The sequence below is a fragment of the Klebsiella ornithinolytica genome (genome assembly GCF_030505655.1).
Classification (GTDB): domain Bacteria; phylum Pseudomonadota; class Gammaproteobacteria; order Enterobacterales; family Enterobacteriaceae; genus Klebsiella; species Klebsiella ornithinolytica.
Map to the genome: position 1 here is coordinate 5,307,465 of NZ_CP130153.1, position 16,397 is coordinate 5,323,861.

Below are 16,397 nucleotides of genomic sequence, written 5' to 3' on the forward strand. Positions count from 1 at the left end.
ATTCTTTAACATAAATCCCACACTCCGTTGCATCTGGTACGACCAGATCACATTGCTGGATTCAGGAGACTGACATGCTCTACAAAGGCGACAACCTGTACCTCGACTGGCTGGAAGATGGCATTGCCGAACTGGTGTTCGATGCTCCCGGCTCGGTGAACAAGCTCGATACCGCAACCGTAGCCAGCCTCGGTGAGGCGCTGGACGTACTCGAAAAACAACACGATCTTAAGGGGCTGTTGCTGCGCTCCGGGAAAGCGGCCTTCATTGTCGGCGCTGACATCACCGAATTTCTGTCCCTGTTCCTGGTACCACAGGAGCAGTTGAGCCAGTGGCTCCATTTTGCCAACAGCGTCTTTAACCGCCTGGAAGATTTACCGGTACCGACTATTTCTGCGGTGAACGGCTATGCGCTGGGCGGCGGCTGCGAGTGCGTGCTGGCGACGGACTACCGTCTGGCTACGCCGGATCTGCGTATCGGCCTGCCGGAAACCAAACTGGGTATCATGCCGGGCTTTGGCGGCTCAGTACGAATGCCGCGTCTGCTCGGCGCCGATAGCGCGCTGGAAATTATTGCCGCCGGGAAAGATGTCAGTGCCGATCAGGCGCTGAAAATCGGCCTCGTCGACGGTATCGTTAAACCAGAGAAACTGCGCGATGGCGCACTCGCCATTCTGCGTCAGGCCATTAACGGCGACCTGGACTGGAAAGCGAAGCGCCAGCCGAAGCTGGAGCCATTGAAGCTCAGTAAAATTGAAGCGGCCATGAGCTTCACTATCGCCAAAGGCATGGTGGCGCAGACCGCCGGGAAACACTATCCGGCGCCGATAACAGCGGTAAAAACCATCGAAGCGGCCGCTCGTTTCGGCCGCGAAGAGGCGCTGAATCTGGAAAACCAAAGTTTTGTCCCGCTGGCGCACACCAAAGAGGCCCGCGCACTGGTCGGTATCTTCCTTAACGATCAGTATGTCAAAGCCAAAGCGAAGAAGCTGACCAAAAACGTTGAGACGCCGAAACAGGCCGCCGTGCTGGGGGCCGGGATCATGGGTGGCGGTATCGCGTATCAGTCCGCCTGGAAAGGCGTGCCGGTGATCATGAAGGACATTAACGACAAATCGCTGACGCTCGGCATGAACGAAGCCGCTAAGCTGCTCAACAAGCAGCTTGAGCGCGGCAAAATCGATGGGCTGAAGCTGGCCGGCGTTATTGGCACGATTCACCCGACCCTCGATTATGCTGGTTTTGAGCGCGTAGATGTCGTGGTCGAAGCCGTCGTCGAGAATCCGAAAGTGAAAAAGGCCGTGCTGGCGGAAACCGAAGAGAAAGTCCGCCCGGATACGGTTCTGGCTTCTAACACTTCAACGATTCCAATCGGTGAGCTGGCCAGCGTCCTGAAACGTCCGGAAAACTTCTGCGGTATGCACTTCTTTAACCCGGTGCATCGCATGCCGCTGGTAGAAGTGATTCGCGGGGAAAAAACCTCAGATGACACCATCGCAAAAGTCGTGGCCTGGGCGAGCAAAATGGGCAAAACGCCGATCGTGGTTAACGATTGCCCCGGCTTCTTCGTCAACCGCGTGCTGTTCCCCTACTTTGCGGGATTCAGCCAACTGCTTCGCGACGGCGCGGACTTCCGCAAAGTCGATAAGGTGATGGAGAAACTGTTCGGCTGGCCAATGGGCCCGGCATACCTGCTCGACGTGGTCGGCATCGACACCGCACACCACGCGCAGGCGGTGATGGCCGCCGGCTTCCCGCAGCGCATGCAGAAAGATTATCGCGACGCGATCGACGCGCTGTTCGACGCCAGCCGTTTCGGCCAGAAAAACGGTCTCGGCTTCTGGCGGTATAAAGAAGACAGTAAAGGCAAACCGAAGAAAGAAGAAGACCCGGCCGTCGACGCCCTGCTGGCGGAAGTCAGTCAGCCAAAACATGACTTCAGCGACGATGAGATTATCGCCCGGATGATGATTCCGATGGTCAACGAAGTGGTCCGCTGCCTGGAGGAAGGCATTATCGCCAGCCCGGCGGAAGCGGATATGGCGCTGGTTTATGGTCTCGGCTTCCCTCCGTTCCACGGCGGCGCATTCCGCTGGCTGGATACCCTGGGCAGCGCAAAATATCTCGATATGGCGCAGCAGTACCAGCACCTCGGTCCGCTGTATGAAGTGCCGGAAGGACTGCGTAATAAAGCACGCCATAACGAACCCTATTATCCCCCGGTAGAACCAGCCCGCCCGGCGGGCGTTCTGAAAACGGCTTAAGGAGTCACAATGGAACAGGTTGTCATTGTTGATGCAGTTCGCACCCCGATGGGCCGTTCGAAGGGCGGCGCCTTTCGCCACGTGCGCGCGGAAGACCTCTCTGCGCACCTGATGCGTAGCCTGCTGTCGCGTAACCCGTCGCTTGATCCGGCCGCGATTGACGATATTTACTGGGGCTGCGTACAGCAAACGCTGGAGCAAGGTTTCAACATTGCGCGTAACGCCGCGCTGCTGGCCGAGATTCCGCATTCGGTACCGGCCACGACGGTCAACCGCCTGTGCGGTTCATCGATGCAGGCGCTGCACGATGCGGCGCGCATGATCATGACCGGCGACGCCAGCGTCTGCCTGATTGGCGGCGTGGAGCATATGGGCCACGTCCCGATGAGCCATGGCGTGGATTTTCACCCGGGTCTGAGTCGTAACGTGGCAAAAGCGGCCGGTATGATGGGGTTGACCGCCGAAATGCTGGCGCGTCTGCACGGCATCAGCCGGGAAATGCAGGACCAGTTCGCCGCGCGTTCCCACGCTCGCGCATGGGCGGCAACGCAGTCCGGCGCATTTAAAGCGGAAATCATTCCGACAGGCGGCCATGATGCCGACGGCGTGCTGAAGTCATTTAACTATGACGAAGTGATCCGCCCGGAAACGACCGTGGAAGCGCTGGCTGCATTAAGACCCGCATTCGACCCGGTGACCGGCACCGTCACGGCAGGAACTTCATCCGCGCTCTCCGACGGCGCAGCCGCCATGTTATTAATGAGCGAAAGCCGTGCCCGCGAACTGGGGCTGAAACCGCGCGCTCGCGTGCGCTCCATGGCGGTGGTCGGCTGTGACCCATCGATTATGGGTTATGGTCCGGTACCGGCATCAAAGCTGGCGCTGAAAAAGGCCGGACTGGCTACCAGCGATATCGACGTTTTTGAAATGAATGAGGCCTTTGCCGCGCAGATCCTGCCGTGCATTAAAGATCTTGGCCTGATGGAGCAGATCGACGAGAAGATCAATCTCAACGGCGGCGCGATTGCCCTGGGTCACCCGCTCGGCTGCTCCGGCGCACGTATCAGTACAACCTTGATTAACCAGATGGAGCGTAAAGACGCACAGTTCGGTCTGGCTACCATGTGTATTGGTTTAGGTCAGGGCATTGCGACGGTATTCGAGCGTGTTTGATTAAAGAGTTATCTCAAAACCATGGGTGCCAGAACAAGGCGGCAAGCGAATGGCCAATTCGTCAGGAACGAATTTGAACAGCCGAAGGCTGCCTTTGGTGAGGGACGTGGATGTCCCTTATTCATCCCGATGAACTTACCCACCGTCAGTGATTCGGGTGAATAAGCGCAGCCAACGCAGTTATGGTGACCATGGCGAAGAGAGGGGGTTTAGTTGCCGTTTTTCCCGCCTGTCAGGGGCGGGTTTTTTATTTCTGCCGTTCTCTTCCCTCTCCCTGAAGAAGAGGGCATGAGAATCAGATAAAGGCAAACGCATCGCCAAACAGGCGATCTTCGCGGGCATTGCGCTCATTGCAGAACAGCTCACGGGCAATTTTTGCCATTTCGAAGCGGCCGGCAATATAAATATCATGCTCTGCCAGAGTGCCATAGTCCTGCAGTACCGCGGTCAACACGGTGCCAGAGCGCCCACGCCACTCTTCTTCCGGCTGTTCCACCACCGGCTCAACACGCAGACCCGGGTGCTCCACGCTCAGCGCTTCCAGCTCTGCCAGATCGTAGAGATGTTTCGCTTCGCGACCGCCCCAGTACACTGCGATATCGCGGTTCGGGTTACGAGCCAGCGCCGTGAGCAGAATGGAACGCACATAGGAGAACCCGGTTCCTCCGGCGATGAGAATGAGCGGACGATCTTCGTCCTCACGCAGCCAGGCCTCACCATGCGGAATATCAACCTCGATCTCGCGCTCTTTCAGAATGCGATCCATCACCGCCATCGCATACAGGTTGAGCTCAGAGGCGCCGATATGCAGTTCAATACATTCCTGCTCCGCCGGAGTGGAAGCCATGGAGAACGGACGCTTGTCACGCTCGTCCATTACCACCATCAAATATTGACCAGCGCGGAAAGAAAACGCCGCTTCCGGCACTAATCGAACGCGATACACGGTATCGGTAATTGCCTCCACCGAGGTCACTTTACAGCTTAAGGTTGTCATGCGTCCCCTCTGTCGGGTCTATAGAGCAAAACAGCGGCGTTAGCCCCGCTTACTGTTATTTAAAGATAGCCAGCTCATCCCAGATGGCGTCAACGCGCGCCGTCACCTCAGGATCCTTCTTAATAGGACGACCCCATTCACGCTGGGTTTCGCCTGGCCATTTATTTGTGGCATCCAGCCCCATTTTTGAACCCAGGCCGGAAACCGGCGAGGCAAAATCCAGATAATCGATCGGCGTATTTTCTACCAGTACCGTATCACGAGCCGGGTCCATTCGGGTAGTAATCGCCCAGATCACGTCGTTCCAGTCGCGTGCATTAACGTCATCATCGCAGACGATCACGAACTTGGTGTACATAAACTGGCGCAGGAATGACCACACGCCCATCATGACGCGCTTGGCATGTCCGGCGTACTGTTTCTTCATCGTGACCACGGCCAGACGATAAGAGCAACCTTCCGGCGGCAGGTAGAAATCAACAATTTCAGGGAACTGCTTTTGCAGAATCGGCACGAAGACTTCGTTCAGCGCGACGCCCAGGACCGCAGGTTCATCCGGCGGGCGTCCGGTATACGTTGAATGATAAATCGCATCTTCACGCTGAGTGATATGCGTAACCGTAAATACCGGGAAATTATCCACTTCATTGTAGTAGCCGGTATGATCGCCGTACGGCCCTTCCGGTGCCATTTCACCTGGCTCAATATACCCTTCCAGCACAATTTCCGCGCTGGCCGGTACTTCAAGATCGTTGGAAATGCACTTGACCACTTCCGTTTTGGTGCCGCGTAGCAGGCCGGCAAACGCATACTCTGACAGCGTATCGGGAACCGGAGTGACGGCCCCAAGGATGGTCGCCGGGTCAGCGCCCAGCGCCACGGAAACCGGAAAACGTTCGTCCGGATGAGCCGCACACCACTCCTGAAAATCCAGCGCGCCGCCGCGATGGGAGAGCCAGCGCATGATCAGCTTGTTCTTACCAATGAGCTGCTGGCGATAGATGCCCAGGTTCTGCCGTTCCTTATGCGGACCACGAGTAACCGTCAGTCCCCAGGTAATCAGCGGGGCAGCATCTTCTGGCCAGCAGGTCATGATCGGGATACGCGTCAAATCAACGTTGTCGCCTTCAATGATCTTTTGCTGGCAGGGTGCTCCGCGCAGGCGCTTTGTCGGCATATTCAAGACCTGCCTGAACTGCGGCAGCTTATCGAACAGATCGCGAAAGCCTTTCGGCGGTTCCGGCTCTTTCAGAAAAGCCAGCAGCTTACCCACTTCACGCAACGAGCTGACATCCTCCTGCCCCATTCCCATGGCGACGCGGCGCGGAGTGCCAAACAGATTGCACAACACGGGCATGGTGTAGCCTTTGGGGTTTTCAAAAAGCAGGGCCGGGCCGCCGGCACGTAAAGTGCGATCGGCAATTTCGGTGATCTCAAGGTGCGGATCGACCGGCAGGGATATTCTTTTCAGTTCGCCCTGCTGCTCCAGTAATGTCAGAAAGTCGCGTAGATCGTGGTATTTCATGGAGTTATTATTAACCTCTATACAGGCGGCTGATTATACGGTGTTCGCCAGCGCCATGCTGTACTTTTGTTAAATTAGAGTGAAAGAACATAGAATTTTTGATTTCACTTATATTGGCTTTCGCGATCGCCCCAGGCTTTTGTTATGCTTGCAGCTAATAGAGTGGAAAGAGTTATTATGCAAGCCTGGTATTTACTGTATTGCAAACGTGGGCAGCTTCAGCGCGCCCAGGAACACCTCGAACGACAGGCAGTGAATTGCCTGATGCCGACGATCGCACTGGAAAAAATCATCCGCGGCAAACGCACTACGGTCAGTGAACCTTTGTTCCCCAATTACCTGTTTGTCGAATTCGATCCGGAAATTATCCACACTACAACTATCAGCGCCACGCGAGGTGTGAATAACTTCGTGCGCTTTGGCGCCCAGCCAGCCACGGTACCGTCCGCGGTCATTCACCAGCTCTCTATCTATAAGCCGGAAGGCATCACCGACCCGGAAACGCCGCACGAAGGTGACTTCGTCTTGATTACCGACGGCGCGTTTGAAGGCCTGCAGGCTATCTTTAGCGAACCGGATGGTGAAGCGCGCTCCATGCTGCTGCTGAATCTGCTTAACAAACAGGTACTGCAAAGCATCAAAAATACCGACTTTCATAAAATCTGACGGTACGCTTAAAAACGGATGCCAAAGAGCGTTCTGACATTCGTGTCAGCGATCTCTTCCAGCCGCTGAGCCTCCTCCCCGCGCCATCCCGCAATACTGGCCAGAATATGCGGCAGATATACCGGTTCATTGCGCCGGGAAGCGGGCTTCGGGCTAAGGTCGCGGGGCAGCAAATACGGGGCATCCGTTTCAATCAACAGGCGTTCTGCCGGGATATCCGGCAACAGCGCGCGCAGCTCCAGTCCGCGTCGCTCGTCGCAGACCCAGCCTGTAATGCCAATATACAAACCGTGGTTCACACAGGCACGCATTTCTTCGCGGGTTCCGGTAAAGCAGTGCAGCACCGCACCAGGCAGTTTATCCAGCCAGGGCGTCAGGAGCGTCAGAAAACGTTCATGGGCATCGCGGCAGTGCAAAAAAACCGGCATAGACAGCTCGGCTGCCAGCGCCAGCTGTGCGCTGAAGGCGGCCTCTTGCTCCTGAGGAGTAGAAAAGTTGCGGTTGAAGTCCAGCCCACATTCGCCGATAGCGATGACCTCCGGCTGGCGCGCCAGCTGAAAGATGGAGTCGGCCACCGCTGCCGTCCAGCTGCTGCTGTCATGCGGATGCACGCCGGCGGTTGACCAGCAGCGGGTATAGCGATGTGCCAGCTGCCGGGCCTGCTCGCTTTCATGCAGGTTAGTCCCGGTGAACAGCATGCCGGTCACGCCCGCCGCCTGAGCGCGGGCCACGACCTCATCGCGATCGCGGGAAAACTGTGGACTGGTCAGATTGACGCCGATATCAAACATCGCTTCTCCAATATGACAACCGCCCTGACGGGCGGCTGGTTACTCTTCTTTGCTCCCCGCTTCTTCAGCGGCGGCATCCTCGTCACGCGTCAGACGTTTTCCGGTATAGAAACGCGCAAAGAAAACCCCGATCTCAAACAAGCAGTACATCGGAATCGCCAGCAGCGTTTGCGAGAAGACATCCGGCGGCGTCAGCAGCATGCCGACGACGAATGCTCCCACCAGCACGTACGGCCGCTTCTTACGCAAATCTTCCGGGGTCGTGACGCCCATCCAGCACAGCAGCACGATCGCAACCGGCACTTCAAACGAAACGCCAAAGGCGATAAACAGCGCCATGACGAAATCGAGATAGCTGCGAATATCCGTCGAGACCTGCACGCCCTCCGGCGCCGCGTGGGTCAGGAAACCAAACGCCAGCGGGAAAACGACAAAGTAGGCAAACGCCATACCGATATAGAACAGCAGCGTACTGGAAACCAGCAGCGGCATAACCAGCCGACGCTCATGTTTATACAGCGCCGGGGCAACAAACGCCCAGACCTGGTAAAGAATAACCGGCACCGACAGAATCACCGAAACCATGAAGGTCAGTTTGATCGGCGTAAAGAAAGGGGAAGCCACGTCGGTGGCGATCATCGTTGCACCCACCGGCATCTGCCGGATAAGCGGTGCGGAAACCAGCTGATAGATGTCGTTGGCGAAGTACACTAACGCCAGAAAAATGACCAGTATCGCGATGATGCTATTGATCAGGCGCTTGCGCAGCTCAATCAAATGCGAAATTAGCGGTTGAGTATCTTCTACGCCCATTTTTACGGTTTATCACTCGATGCAGGGGAGGAATCGGAAGCTGTCACGGCAACTTTTTCTTTGGCGACCGGGAGAGGGTCAGGCTGCGCAGCCGGCTGCTCTGACGCCACGCTCTCTTCTGCGGCTGGAGCGTGAACGGGCGCGCTGGCCTGATGTTCAGCCGTCGCCGGCGTAATGTCCTGGCGCTGCGCTTCACTGCCCTTCACTACCGGGTTATGAATCGTGTTCGCTTCGTCGCTCGCTTTCTCAGGATCGTGGGCGGTATAAGAACGTTTCATAGATTCAGCGGCTTCACGCAGCTCATCCATCGACGCTTTCAGCTCCGGCGTCAGGTTATCCAGGCTCGCCTTTTCCACTTTCTTCAGGCTTTCCTGGAACTCCTGCAGTTTTAGTTCCTGAGTGATCTCATTTTGTACGGTGGCCGCCAGCGATCGTAGCGTACGAATCCAGCTGGCCACCGTTTTTACCGCTACAGGCAATCGCTGTGGCCCCAGAACAATGAGGCCAATAACGAACACCAGCAGTAGTTCACTAAAACCGATATCGAACACGAATTACACCTGCTCTTTGTCGTGGCGTTTTGTCTCGTCTTTTTTCGCATCATCCGGCTTATCGGCGATCGATTTCGCCGTGAAATCTGCATCCGGAGCAGACTTTTCAGGTTTTTCATCATCGCTCATGGCCTTTTTAAAGCCTTTAATCGATGCACCCAAATCTGACCCCAGCGAGCTCAGCTTTTTCGTCCCGAAAAGCAGAACCACAATGACGACAACAATTAATAACTGCCAAATACTGATACCACCCATACACATTCCTCTATGACAGATGATGAATTATTAGGACGCATTATACACGTCATCCCACAAGCCGCCTCTTTGTCAGGCCGCTCGTATGACTTCGCGCAACAACGAATGCGCGGTGATAAAGGCGCTTCCCATCAGTGCGTTTTCCGCCAGCCAATCAGCCAGGACACCGCGCCAGCGGCCATCAGCCAGCCTGGCATCATGCCCCATTCCGGGCGGTGGATAAATAACAGCGTACCACTCAGTAACAGAACCGCGCCTATACCAAACAGATAACGGGACTGCCCCTGACGAACATGTCGCACCTGGAAGTCGCGCACGATGGTATCCACGCTGGTCTGCAGCTGTTTGCTTTGCTGCAAAGTCTGGTACACCAGCTCAGGTATTTCCGGCATTCTTTCGATCCAGAACGGCGCTTTTTCTTTAAACGCACGCACCAGCGCCGGAATGCCGACCTGATCTTTAATCCACGACTCAAGGAAAGGTTTCGCCGTTTTCCACAAGTCTAACTGAGGATAGAGCTGGCGGCCTACCCCTTCTACGTAAAGTAATGTCTTCTGCAGTAATACCAGCTGCGGCTGCACTTCCATATTGAAGCGCCGGGCGGTGTTAAACAGGTTCAGCAGCACATGACCAAACGAGATCTCAGCCAGCGGCTTCTCGAAGATCGGCTCGCAGACGGTGCGAATAGCAAACTCGAACTCTTCAACATTGGTATCCGCAGGAACCCAGCCTGAATCTACGTGCAGCTCGGCGACTTTACGATAATCGCGGTTGAAGAACGCAATGAAGTTTTCCGCCAGGTAGCGCTTATCTTCTTTGTTCAGCGACCCCACGATACCGCAGTCGATCCCGATGTACTGGGGGTTCTCCGGATGGTCGTAGCTAACAAAAATATTGCCTGGATGCATGTCTGCGTGGAAGAAGCTGTCGCGGAACACCTGGGTGAAAAAGACCTGCACGCCGCGTTCCGCCAGCAGCTTCATGTTCGTGCCCTGCGCTTCCAGCGCCTCCACGTCGGAAACCGGGATCCCGTAAATCCGCTCCATGACCATCATGTTTTCGCTACAGTAATCGGAGTAGACCTCCGGTACATATAGCATCGGGCTGTCTTCAAAGTTGCGCCGCAGCTGAATGGCGTTCGCCGATTCACGTAGCAGGTTGAGTTCATCCAGCAGCGTTTTTTCGTATTCGCGAACCACTTCCTGCGGGCGCAGGCGGCGACCGTCGGGCAGTAAACGCGGCACCCAGCGCGCGAGACGATAGATAAGCTTCATGTCCGCTTTAATCACCGGCACGATATCCGGGCGGATCACTTTGATAACGACCTCTTTACCGTTTTCTTTCAGCCGTGCGGTATGGACCTGCGCAATAGAGGCCGATGCCAGCGGTTCAATCGAGAAATCGTCAAACCAGGCCTCTACGGGAAGACCGCCCATCGCCTGTTCGATCTGCTGTTTTGCCAACCGGCCATCGAAGGGCGCTACGCGATCCTGCAGCAGCGCGAGCTGATCGGCGATTTGCGGCGGGAACAGATCGCGGCGGGTGGAGAGCATCTGGCCGAACTTGATCCACACCGGCCCCAGCTCCTGCAGCGCAAGGCGCAGACGTTCGCCGAGAGGTTGGTTTTTATGACGATTCGGCATCCAGAACAGCATCCGCCGCCCGATACGCAGCGGCAGCGTGATACGCATTTTGGGAATGAGCTCATCAAGCCCATAGCTCAAAAAGGTGCGGATAATAAGATACAGGCGCCGTAATTCTCCTGGCGTCATTTGCCCTCCAGCGTTTCCAGCCGTTTTTCCAGTGCGGAAAGCGCGCGTTCCACAGCCGCGGTCTCTTCGCCAAACCAGGCCATTTCCAGCGGCCCAGGCGCCATACGCCACTCTTCGGTCAGCGCTTCAGCGACATACCGCTGCTGACGCTGAGCGCCGTGCAGCAGAAAACGAGCTCCGGAGCGAAAGACCTTACTGACCCCTTCCGCAACGATATCGCCGGTGTAAGGCGCCAGCAGCTCAGCCGGATCGAATTCCGCCAGGTCACATAGCGCCACCGTGTTCTGCACCACCTGCAGGTCGCCCTGCACTTCCAGATCACCGCTGCGAATAAGCGCCGTGAGCTGTTGACGGTTGCGCAGCTGTGGCAGCACGCTGAGACGAGTAATGACGGTACAGTCGGCATCGCCTTCCCAGGTCCCCAGCACATCCACCTGACGCTCGCTGAAGACCAGCACAACCGGCGTCGACAGCTCCTTCAGCTCAACGCGCAGCACCTTCCCCAGCAGACGCTGGCGAGCAGGTTTTAACGCTTTGTCGCGCCAGAGAAAGGTATTGAGGGCGGTTTCAATGCCAGCGGTAACCAGTGGTTTGAAAGGCATGCGATCCCTCCTGTCAGAACTTATAACCGCGGTGCAACGCAACGATACCAGCCGTCAGGTTGTAGTAGTCGACGTTTTCGAAACCGGCGTCCTGCATCATGGCTTTCAGGGTGTCCTGATTCGGGTGCATACGAATAGATTCCGCCAGGTAGCGATAGCTTTCACCGTCTTTGGCAACCAGTTCCCCTACGCGCGGCAGCACGTGGAAGGAGTAGGCATCATAGGCTTTGCTGAGCGGCTCAATAATCGGTTTCGAGAACTCGAGCACCAGCAGACGACCGCCCGGCTTCAGGACGCGATACATTGAACGCAGCGCCTTTTCTTTATCGGTGACGTTACGCAGGCCAAATGAAATCGTGATGCAGTCAAAAGTGTTGTCGGCAAACGGCAGCGCTTCTGCGTTAGCCTGAACGTATTCAACGTTGCCGACGATGCCGATGTTGCGCAGCTTTTCGCGCCCCATTTTCAGCATAGAGTCGTTGATATCTGCCAGCATGACGCGCCCCGTTTCACCCACCAGACGAGAGAACTTCGCCGTCAGGTCGCCGGTGCCGCCGGCCAGGTCCAGAACGGTCTGTCCACGGCGTACGCCGCTGCAATCGATGGTGAAACGCTTCCACAAACGATGAATACCGAACGACATCAGATCATTCATAACATCATATTTTGCGGCCACAGAATGGAATACATGTGCCACCATGTCCGCCTTCTGCTCTTTGGCTACCGTCTGAAAACCAAAGTGCGTCGTTTCTTGTGAATCCTCAACCATCTCAATGCCTGCTTATCAAGAAAATGTTCGCCGAGTGTAACAGATTCAGCGCATTTCCCATACGGTTCAACGCGGCATAGAGGACTCGCCGGACATCGTCTCATCGGCCGGATCGGAGGTATATTCGTTATCTTCAAGCGCTTTTTCGTCTTCTTCAGAACGATATTCGTCATCCTGAGCCGTTGCCTGATCGACTAAATCAGGATTAATCCCGCGCTTCACTTCAACGCCAAGACCGCGGAACGCTTCTGCCTGCACCAGCAGATTTCCGCGCCCGGAAGCAAGCTTTTTCATCGCCTGGCGATAGTTATCCTGGGCTTTATCCAGGCTCTGCCCAATGGCGGACATATCATCAACGAACAGTCGCATTTTGTCGTACAGACGACCTGCGCGCTCAGCGATTTTCTGCGCATTGCGGCTTTGATGTTCATAACGCCAGAGATTGGCAATCGTCCGCAGCGCCACCAGCAGCGTCGTCGGACTGACCAGCATAATGTTGTTCTTCAGCGCTTCGCTGATAAGTTCAGGCTGGCGGTCGATAGCCAGCAGGAAAGCCGGCTCCACGGGAATAAACATCAGCACATAGTCGAGCGAGCGCAGGCCCGGCAGCTGTTGATAATCTTTACGTCCGAGCAGGCGAATATGGTTACGCACCGAGGCGATATGCTCCTGCAGCGCCGCCTCGCGGGTGTAGTCATCTTCGGCATTGAAATAGCGTTCGTAGGCCACCAGCGTCATTTTGGCATCAATGACCACATCTTTCCCCTGCGGCAGGCGAACGATGACATCGGGCTGCATGCGCGAACGACCTTCTGTTTCGATGCTGACCTGGGTCTGGTATTCATACCCTTCGCGTAGCCCGGAAGCTTCCAGCACGCGGGTTAGCACCACCTCTCCCCAGTTACCCTGCGTTTTGTTATCCCCTTTCAACGCCCGGGTCAGGTTCAACGCCTCCTGCGCCATCTGCGCGTTCAGCTGCTGCAGATTGCGGATCTCATGGGCCAGCGTATGCCGCTCACGCGCCTCCTGGCCAAAACTGTCCTGCACCTGGCGGCGGAAACCGTCCAGCTGTTCACGCAGCGGCGTCAGCAGGCCATGTAAACTCTGCCGGTTCTGCTCATCGACGCGCCGGTTGCTGTGTTCGAAAATGCGGTTTGCCAGGTTTTCAAACTGCTCGCTCAGACGCTGTTCGCTGTTCACCATCTGGCGGATTTTATCCTCGGCGTGGATCCGGGTAGATTCAAGGCGGGTGGTGACTTCGCGGAGATCGGCCTCCAGAGAGCTATTGATATCACGCAGGCTGCGCAGTTCGTTATTCAGCAACTCACATTCATCGCGCCAGTGGGCCTCCTGCACCAGCTGCTGGCGCGCGGCGCTGAGCTCGATATCCAGTTCACGGCGCTCCTCGATAAGGTCGGCGCGAATTTGGTCAGCTTTGGCTTTGGTCGCCAGCCACCCTGCGACCAGCCCTACGGCCAGCGCCACGATGGCACTTATCACAATCGAGATATCCACAACGCCCCCTGCGGCAACAACTTACGGCACAAAAATAGAATTGTGCTGTACAAACGTCCAGTTTAAAAGAGATTTCCTGCGAGGCGCAGCGCAAAAAAGAAAGGCCGGAAGATCCGGCCCTGGGTGGAGAGGCGAGGAATTACAGCAGACGGCGAGCCGCTTCGACGACGATTTTTACCGCGTGGCTTTCGGTTTGCTTCATGGTTTCCGCGTTCGGAATTTCCTGCTGGGTACGGTTGACGATAACCCCGGCAACCATCCCGGCACGCAGCCCCTGGCTGGCACACATGGTCAGCAGAGTCGCAGACTCCATCTCGTAGTTCATGACCCCCATTGACTGCCACTCTTCCATAGAACCTTTAAAACGGCTGACCACGCGACCGGAGAAGGTGTCGTAGCGCTCCTGGCCCGGGTAGAAGGTGTCAGATGATGCGGTCACGCCGATATGGGTGGTCGCGCCGATCGATTTGGCCGCTTCAACCAGCGCAGTGGTGCAGGCAAAGTCAGCCACGGCCGGGTATTCCATCGGCGCAAAGTGCAGACTCGCGCCATCAAGACGTACGGATGCGGTGGTAACCAGCACGTCACCGACGTTAATGTGTGGCTGGATAGCGCCGGTGGTGCCGATACGCAGGAAGGTACGAATCCCCAGCTGCGCCAGCTCTTCAACGGCGATGGACGTTGACGGGCCGCCGATACCGGTAGAGCAGACAATGACCGACTTGCCATCCAGTTCGGCACGCCAGGAGGTAAATTCGCGGTGAGATGCCAGCTTGACCGGCTTATCCATCAGCGCGGCGATCTTTTCCACACGCTCCGGATCGCCAGGGACGATAGCCAGCGTAGCCCCTTGTAAATCGTTTTTGGTGAGGCCGAGATGAAAAACATCAGACTTAGACATAAAAAACTCCTCTGTGGGTCGAATTATCAGCAGAAGCAAAACGGTACTTTACAGAAGCTACCCGCTTAGTTTTGTGACAAAAATCACCATGAACAAAAATCATTGCAATGATTTTCCATCAAAAAGTGATAAACATCACATTAACAAGTTATATTCATCGTGTCTGAACAAAAGATAGCCTGTTTCAGGCACTGTGCTTTGTTAACGTCCGGTCGATAGCGTCTATAGTTATCGATGCGCTAATAAATAAGGGTACGGAGAATACCATGACCACAACCAAGCAACCTGGCTTTGCGCCTGCAGCCACGCCGCACGCTTCTACCGCCGTTCATACCTCGGAGGAGAGCATCATCACAGGCGAAACGTCGATCCCCACTCAGGGAGAGAACATGCCGGCCTATCATGCTCGTCCGAAGAACGCCGATGGCCTGCTGCCGGTCGTTATCGTTGTTCAGGAAATTTTCGGCGTCCATGAACATATCCGCGACATTTGCCGCCGTCTGGCGCAGGAGGGATATCTGGCTATCGCGCCAGAGCTCTACTTCCGCCAGGGCGATCCGAATGACTATACCGATATCCCCACCCTGTTCCAGGAGCTGGTCAGCAAAGTGCCGGATGCGCAGGTGCTGGCCGACCTCGACCATGTCGCCAGCTGGGCCGCACGCCACGGAGGCGATGCTCATCGTCTGCTGATCACCGGCTTCTGCTGGGGTGGACGCATTACCTGGCTTTATGCCGCCCATAACCCGCAGCTAAAAGCCGCCGTCGCCTGGTACGGAAAGCTGGTCGGGCAGAAAACCCTGAACTCAGCGAAATATCCGGTGGATATCGCCGTTGATCTCAACGCGCCGGTGCTGGGGTTGTACGGTGGCAAAGACGCCAGCATTCCGCAGGATACGGTGGAAACCATGCGTCACGCGCTTCGCGCGGCCAACGCCAAAGCGGAGATCATCGTCTACCCGGAAGCCGATCACGCCTTTAACGCCGATTATCGCGCCAGCTATCATGAAGAATCGGCCAAAGACGGCTGGCAGCGTATGCTGGCATGGTTTGCGCAGTATGGCGGGAAGCGCGCGTAAGCCGCTATCGGTTGCCGATATGGCGGTTAATCATATCGGCGATCGTTCCGTCACTCTTCCATGCCGCCAGACAACCACAGACAAATTCATAGTGCTGTAGCCGGTTTCGGGGAACGCAAATCGCTTGCTGTATCTGGCTGAAACTATCAGGCAGGAGGCGAAACTGGGGATATTCCCGCGCCACGCTGGCAAGCGGCTGACGGATCCCGGCAACCATCTCCCCTTCCCCGGCGATAAACGCGCGGATCGCCTCCTGGGAGGTAGCGTACTGCTGCATCACCGCATGGCGTAGCGTTCGAATCAGATACAGTTCATAGGCCGCCCCTCTCCCGACGTTAATCGTTACTCCCGGGCGATCCATCGCTTGTACGGAGTGAATATCGCTGTCGTTTCTGACCAGCACTGAACTTTCAATCGTGACATACGGCGGGGTGAAGCACAGTTTGTCTTCACGAGCGGGATCAATCGCCAGGAAAGCAATATCCCACTGGTCCAGCAAAGCTACATCAACCACTTTCCCGGCCGTCGGCCAGGTCACAAATCGCGCCTCGCAACCGCATTCCGCGGCCAGTTTTTTGGCTAACTCGGCGGTGATGCCACCCGGGGTATTATCCGGCAATAACGTGGCGAGAACCGGGTTCCCCAGATTAATAGCAAAACATAAGGACCGCTGCGGATCGTCGAGTCTGGTCATCATTCTCCCCCGGAAATGTCTGTGCTTGCT

At 56.2% G+C, this 16,397-nt stretch carries 16 protein-coding genes; 4 read left to right on the plus strand and 12 right to left on the minus strand.

All coding sequences use genetic code 11. From position 1 onward, the window contains the following. The first annotated feature begins 74 nt into the window (after nucleotides 1–74). Both fadB and fadA read left to right on the plus strand, forming a co-directional pair. Nucleotides 75–2,264, plus strand: coding sequence for a fatty acid oxidation complex subunit alpha FadB (gene fadB / locus Q1L34_RS25095; RefSeq protein ID WP_004869686.1), 2,190 nt, complete (start codon nucleotides 75–77; stop codon nucleotides 2,262–2,264). A 9-nt stretch (nucleotides 2,265–2,273) separates the two neighbouring features. Next, entirely contained in the window at nucleotides 2,274–3,437 is a 1,164-nt protein-coding gene (fadA, locus tag Q1L34_RS25100; protein ID WP_004869684.1) for an acetyl-CoA C-acyltransferase FadA, read from the plus strand. 295 nt (nucleotides 3,438–3,732) lie between these two features. Here the strand turns inward: fadA and fre are convergent, their stop codons facing one another. Together fre and ubiD are read right to left on the minus strand one after the other, a co-directional pair. Continuing rightward, nucleotides 3,733–4,434: an NAD(P)H-flavin reductase gene (gene fre, locus Q1L34_RS25105; protein WP_004869682.1), complete on the minus strand. Its 702-nt coding sequence runs from the start codon at nucleotides 4,432–4,434 to the stop codon at nucleotides 3,733–3,735. A gap of 55 nt (nucleotides 4,435–4,489) precedes the next feature. Continuing rightward, entirely contained in the window at nucleotides 4,490–5,959 is a 1,470-nt protein-coding gene (gene ubiD, locus Q1L34_RS25110; RefSeq protein ID WP_004869680.1) for a 4-hydroxy-3-polyprenylbenzoate decarboxylase, read from the minus strand. A 177-nt stretch (nucleotides 5,960–6,136) separates the two neighbouring features. Between ubiD and rfaH the strand changes: the two genes are divergently transcribed. Beyond that, on the plus strand, nucleotides 6,137–6,625 hold the full coding sequence (gene rfaH / locus Q1L34_RS25115) for a transcription/translation regulatory transformer protein RfaH (RefSeq protein ID WP_004869678.1): 489 nt from the start codon (nucleotides 6,137–6,139) through the stop codon (nucleotides 6,623–6,625). Nucleotides 6,626–6,633: 8 nt separating this feature from the next. Here the strand turns inward: rfaH and tatD are convergent, their stop codons facing one another. From tatD to udp, 9 genes are all read right to left on the minus strand, one after another. Next, a complete protein-coding gene (gene tatD, locus Q1L34_RS25120) occupies nucleotides 6,634–7,428 on the minus strand; it encodes a 3'-5' ssDNA/RNA exonuclease TatD (protein WP_160873640.1) in 795 nt (264 codons plus the stop codon). 27 nt (nucleotides 7,429–7,455) lie between these two features. Then, entirely contained in the window at nucleotides 7,456–8,229 is a 774-nt protein-coding gene (gene tatC, locus Q1L34_RS25125; RefSeq protein WP_004869672.1) for a Sec-independent protein translocase subunit TatC, read from the minus strand. A 2-nt stretch (nucleotides 8,230–8,231) separates the two neighbouring features. Further along, complete coding sequence (gene tatB, locus Q1L34_RS25130; protein WP_004869670.1) at nucleotides 8,232–8,780, minus strand: Sec-independent protein translocase protein TatB; 549 nt, start codon at nucleotides 8,778–8,780, stop codon at nucleotides 8,232–8,234. A 3-nt stretch (nucleotides 8,781–8,783) separates the two neighbouring features. Beyond that, the gene (tatA, locus tag Q1L34_RS25135) at nucleotides 8,784–9,035 is read right to left on the minus strand and encodes a Sec-independent protein translocase subunit TatA (RefSeq protein ID WP_004869668.1); all 252 of its coding nucleotides are present in this window, start codon (nucleotides 9,033–9,035) and stop codon (nucleotides 8,784–8,786) included. Nucleotides 9,036–9,166: 131 nt separating this feature from the next. Then, the gene (ubiB, locus tag Q1L34_RS25140; protein ID WP_004869667.1) at nucleotides 9,167–10,807 is read right to left on the minus strand and encodes a ubiquinone biosynthesis regulatory protein kinase UbiB; all 1,641 of its coding nucleotides are present in this window, start codon (nucleotides 10,805–10,807) and stop codon (nucleotides 9,167–9,169) included. Then, nucleotides 10,804–11,409 (minus strand): ubiquinone biosynthesis protein UbiJ, encoded by a 606-nt coding sequence (gene ubiJ / locus Q1L34_RS25145; protein WP_004869663.1) that lies wholly within the window; start codon nucleotides 11,407–11,409, stop codon nucleotides 10,804–10,806. Before ubiJ ends, ubiB begins: the two co-directional genes overlap by 4 nt. Nucleotides 11,410–11,422: 13 nt before the next feature. Continuing rightward, on the minus strand, nucleotides 11,423–12,178 hold the full coding sequence (gene ubiE, locus Q1L34_RS25150) for a bifunctional demethylmenaquinone methyltransferase/2-methoxy-6-polyprenyl-1,4-benzoquinol methylase UbiE (RefSeq protein ID WP_004869660.1): 756 nt from the start codon (nucleotides 12,176–12,178) through the stop codon (nucleotides 11,423–11,425). Nucleotides 12,179–12,244: 66 nt separating this feature from the next. Then, nucleotides 12,245–13,693 carry a DNA recombination protein RmuC gene (rmuC, locus tag Q1L34_RS25155; protein WP_032718485.1) on the minus strand — a complete coding sequence of 483 codons (1,449 nt, stop codon included), beginning with the start codon at nucleotides 13,691–13,693 and terminating at the stop codon, nucleotides 12,245–12,247. A gap of 139 nt (nucleotides 13,694–13,832) precedes the next feature. Beyond that, the gene (gene udp / locus Q1L34_RS25160; protein WP_004869655.1) at nucleotides 13,833–14,594 is read right to left on the minus strand and encodes a uridine phosphorylase; all 762 of its coding nucleotides are present in this window, start codon (nucleotides 14,592–14,594) and stop codon (nucleotides 13,833–13,835) included. Nucleotides 14,595–14,860: 266 nt separating this feature from the next. Here udp and Q1L34_RS25165 point away from each other — a divergent pair, with 266 nt between their 5' ends. Continuing rightward, complete coding sequence (locus tag Q1L34_RS25165; RefSeq protein ID WP_004869653.1) at nucleotides 14,861–15,673, plus strand: dienelactone hydrolase family protein; 813 nt, start codon at nucleotides 14,861–14,863, stop codon at nucleotides 15,671–15,673. A 4-nt stretch (nucleotides 15,674–15,677) separates the two neighbouring features. Here Q1L34_RS25165 and Q1L34_RS25170 read toward each other — a convergent pair whose 3' ends face one another. Continuing rightward, nucleotides 15,678–16,367 carry a transporter substrate-binding domain-containing protein gene (locus Q1L34_RS25170; protein ID WP_015585395.1) on the minus strand — a complete coding sequence of 230 codons (690 nt, stop codon included), beginning with the start codon at nucleotides 16,365–16,367 and terminating at the stop codon, nucleotides 15,678–15,680. Between the last annotated feature and the right edge of the window lie 30 nt (nucleotides 16,368–16,397).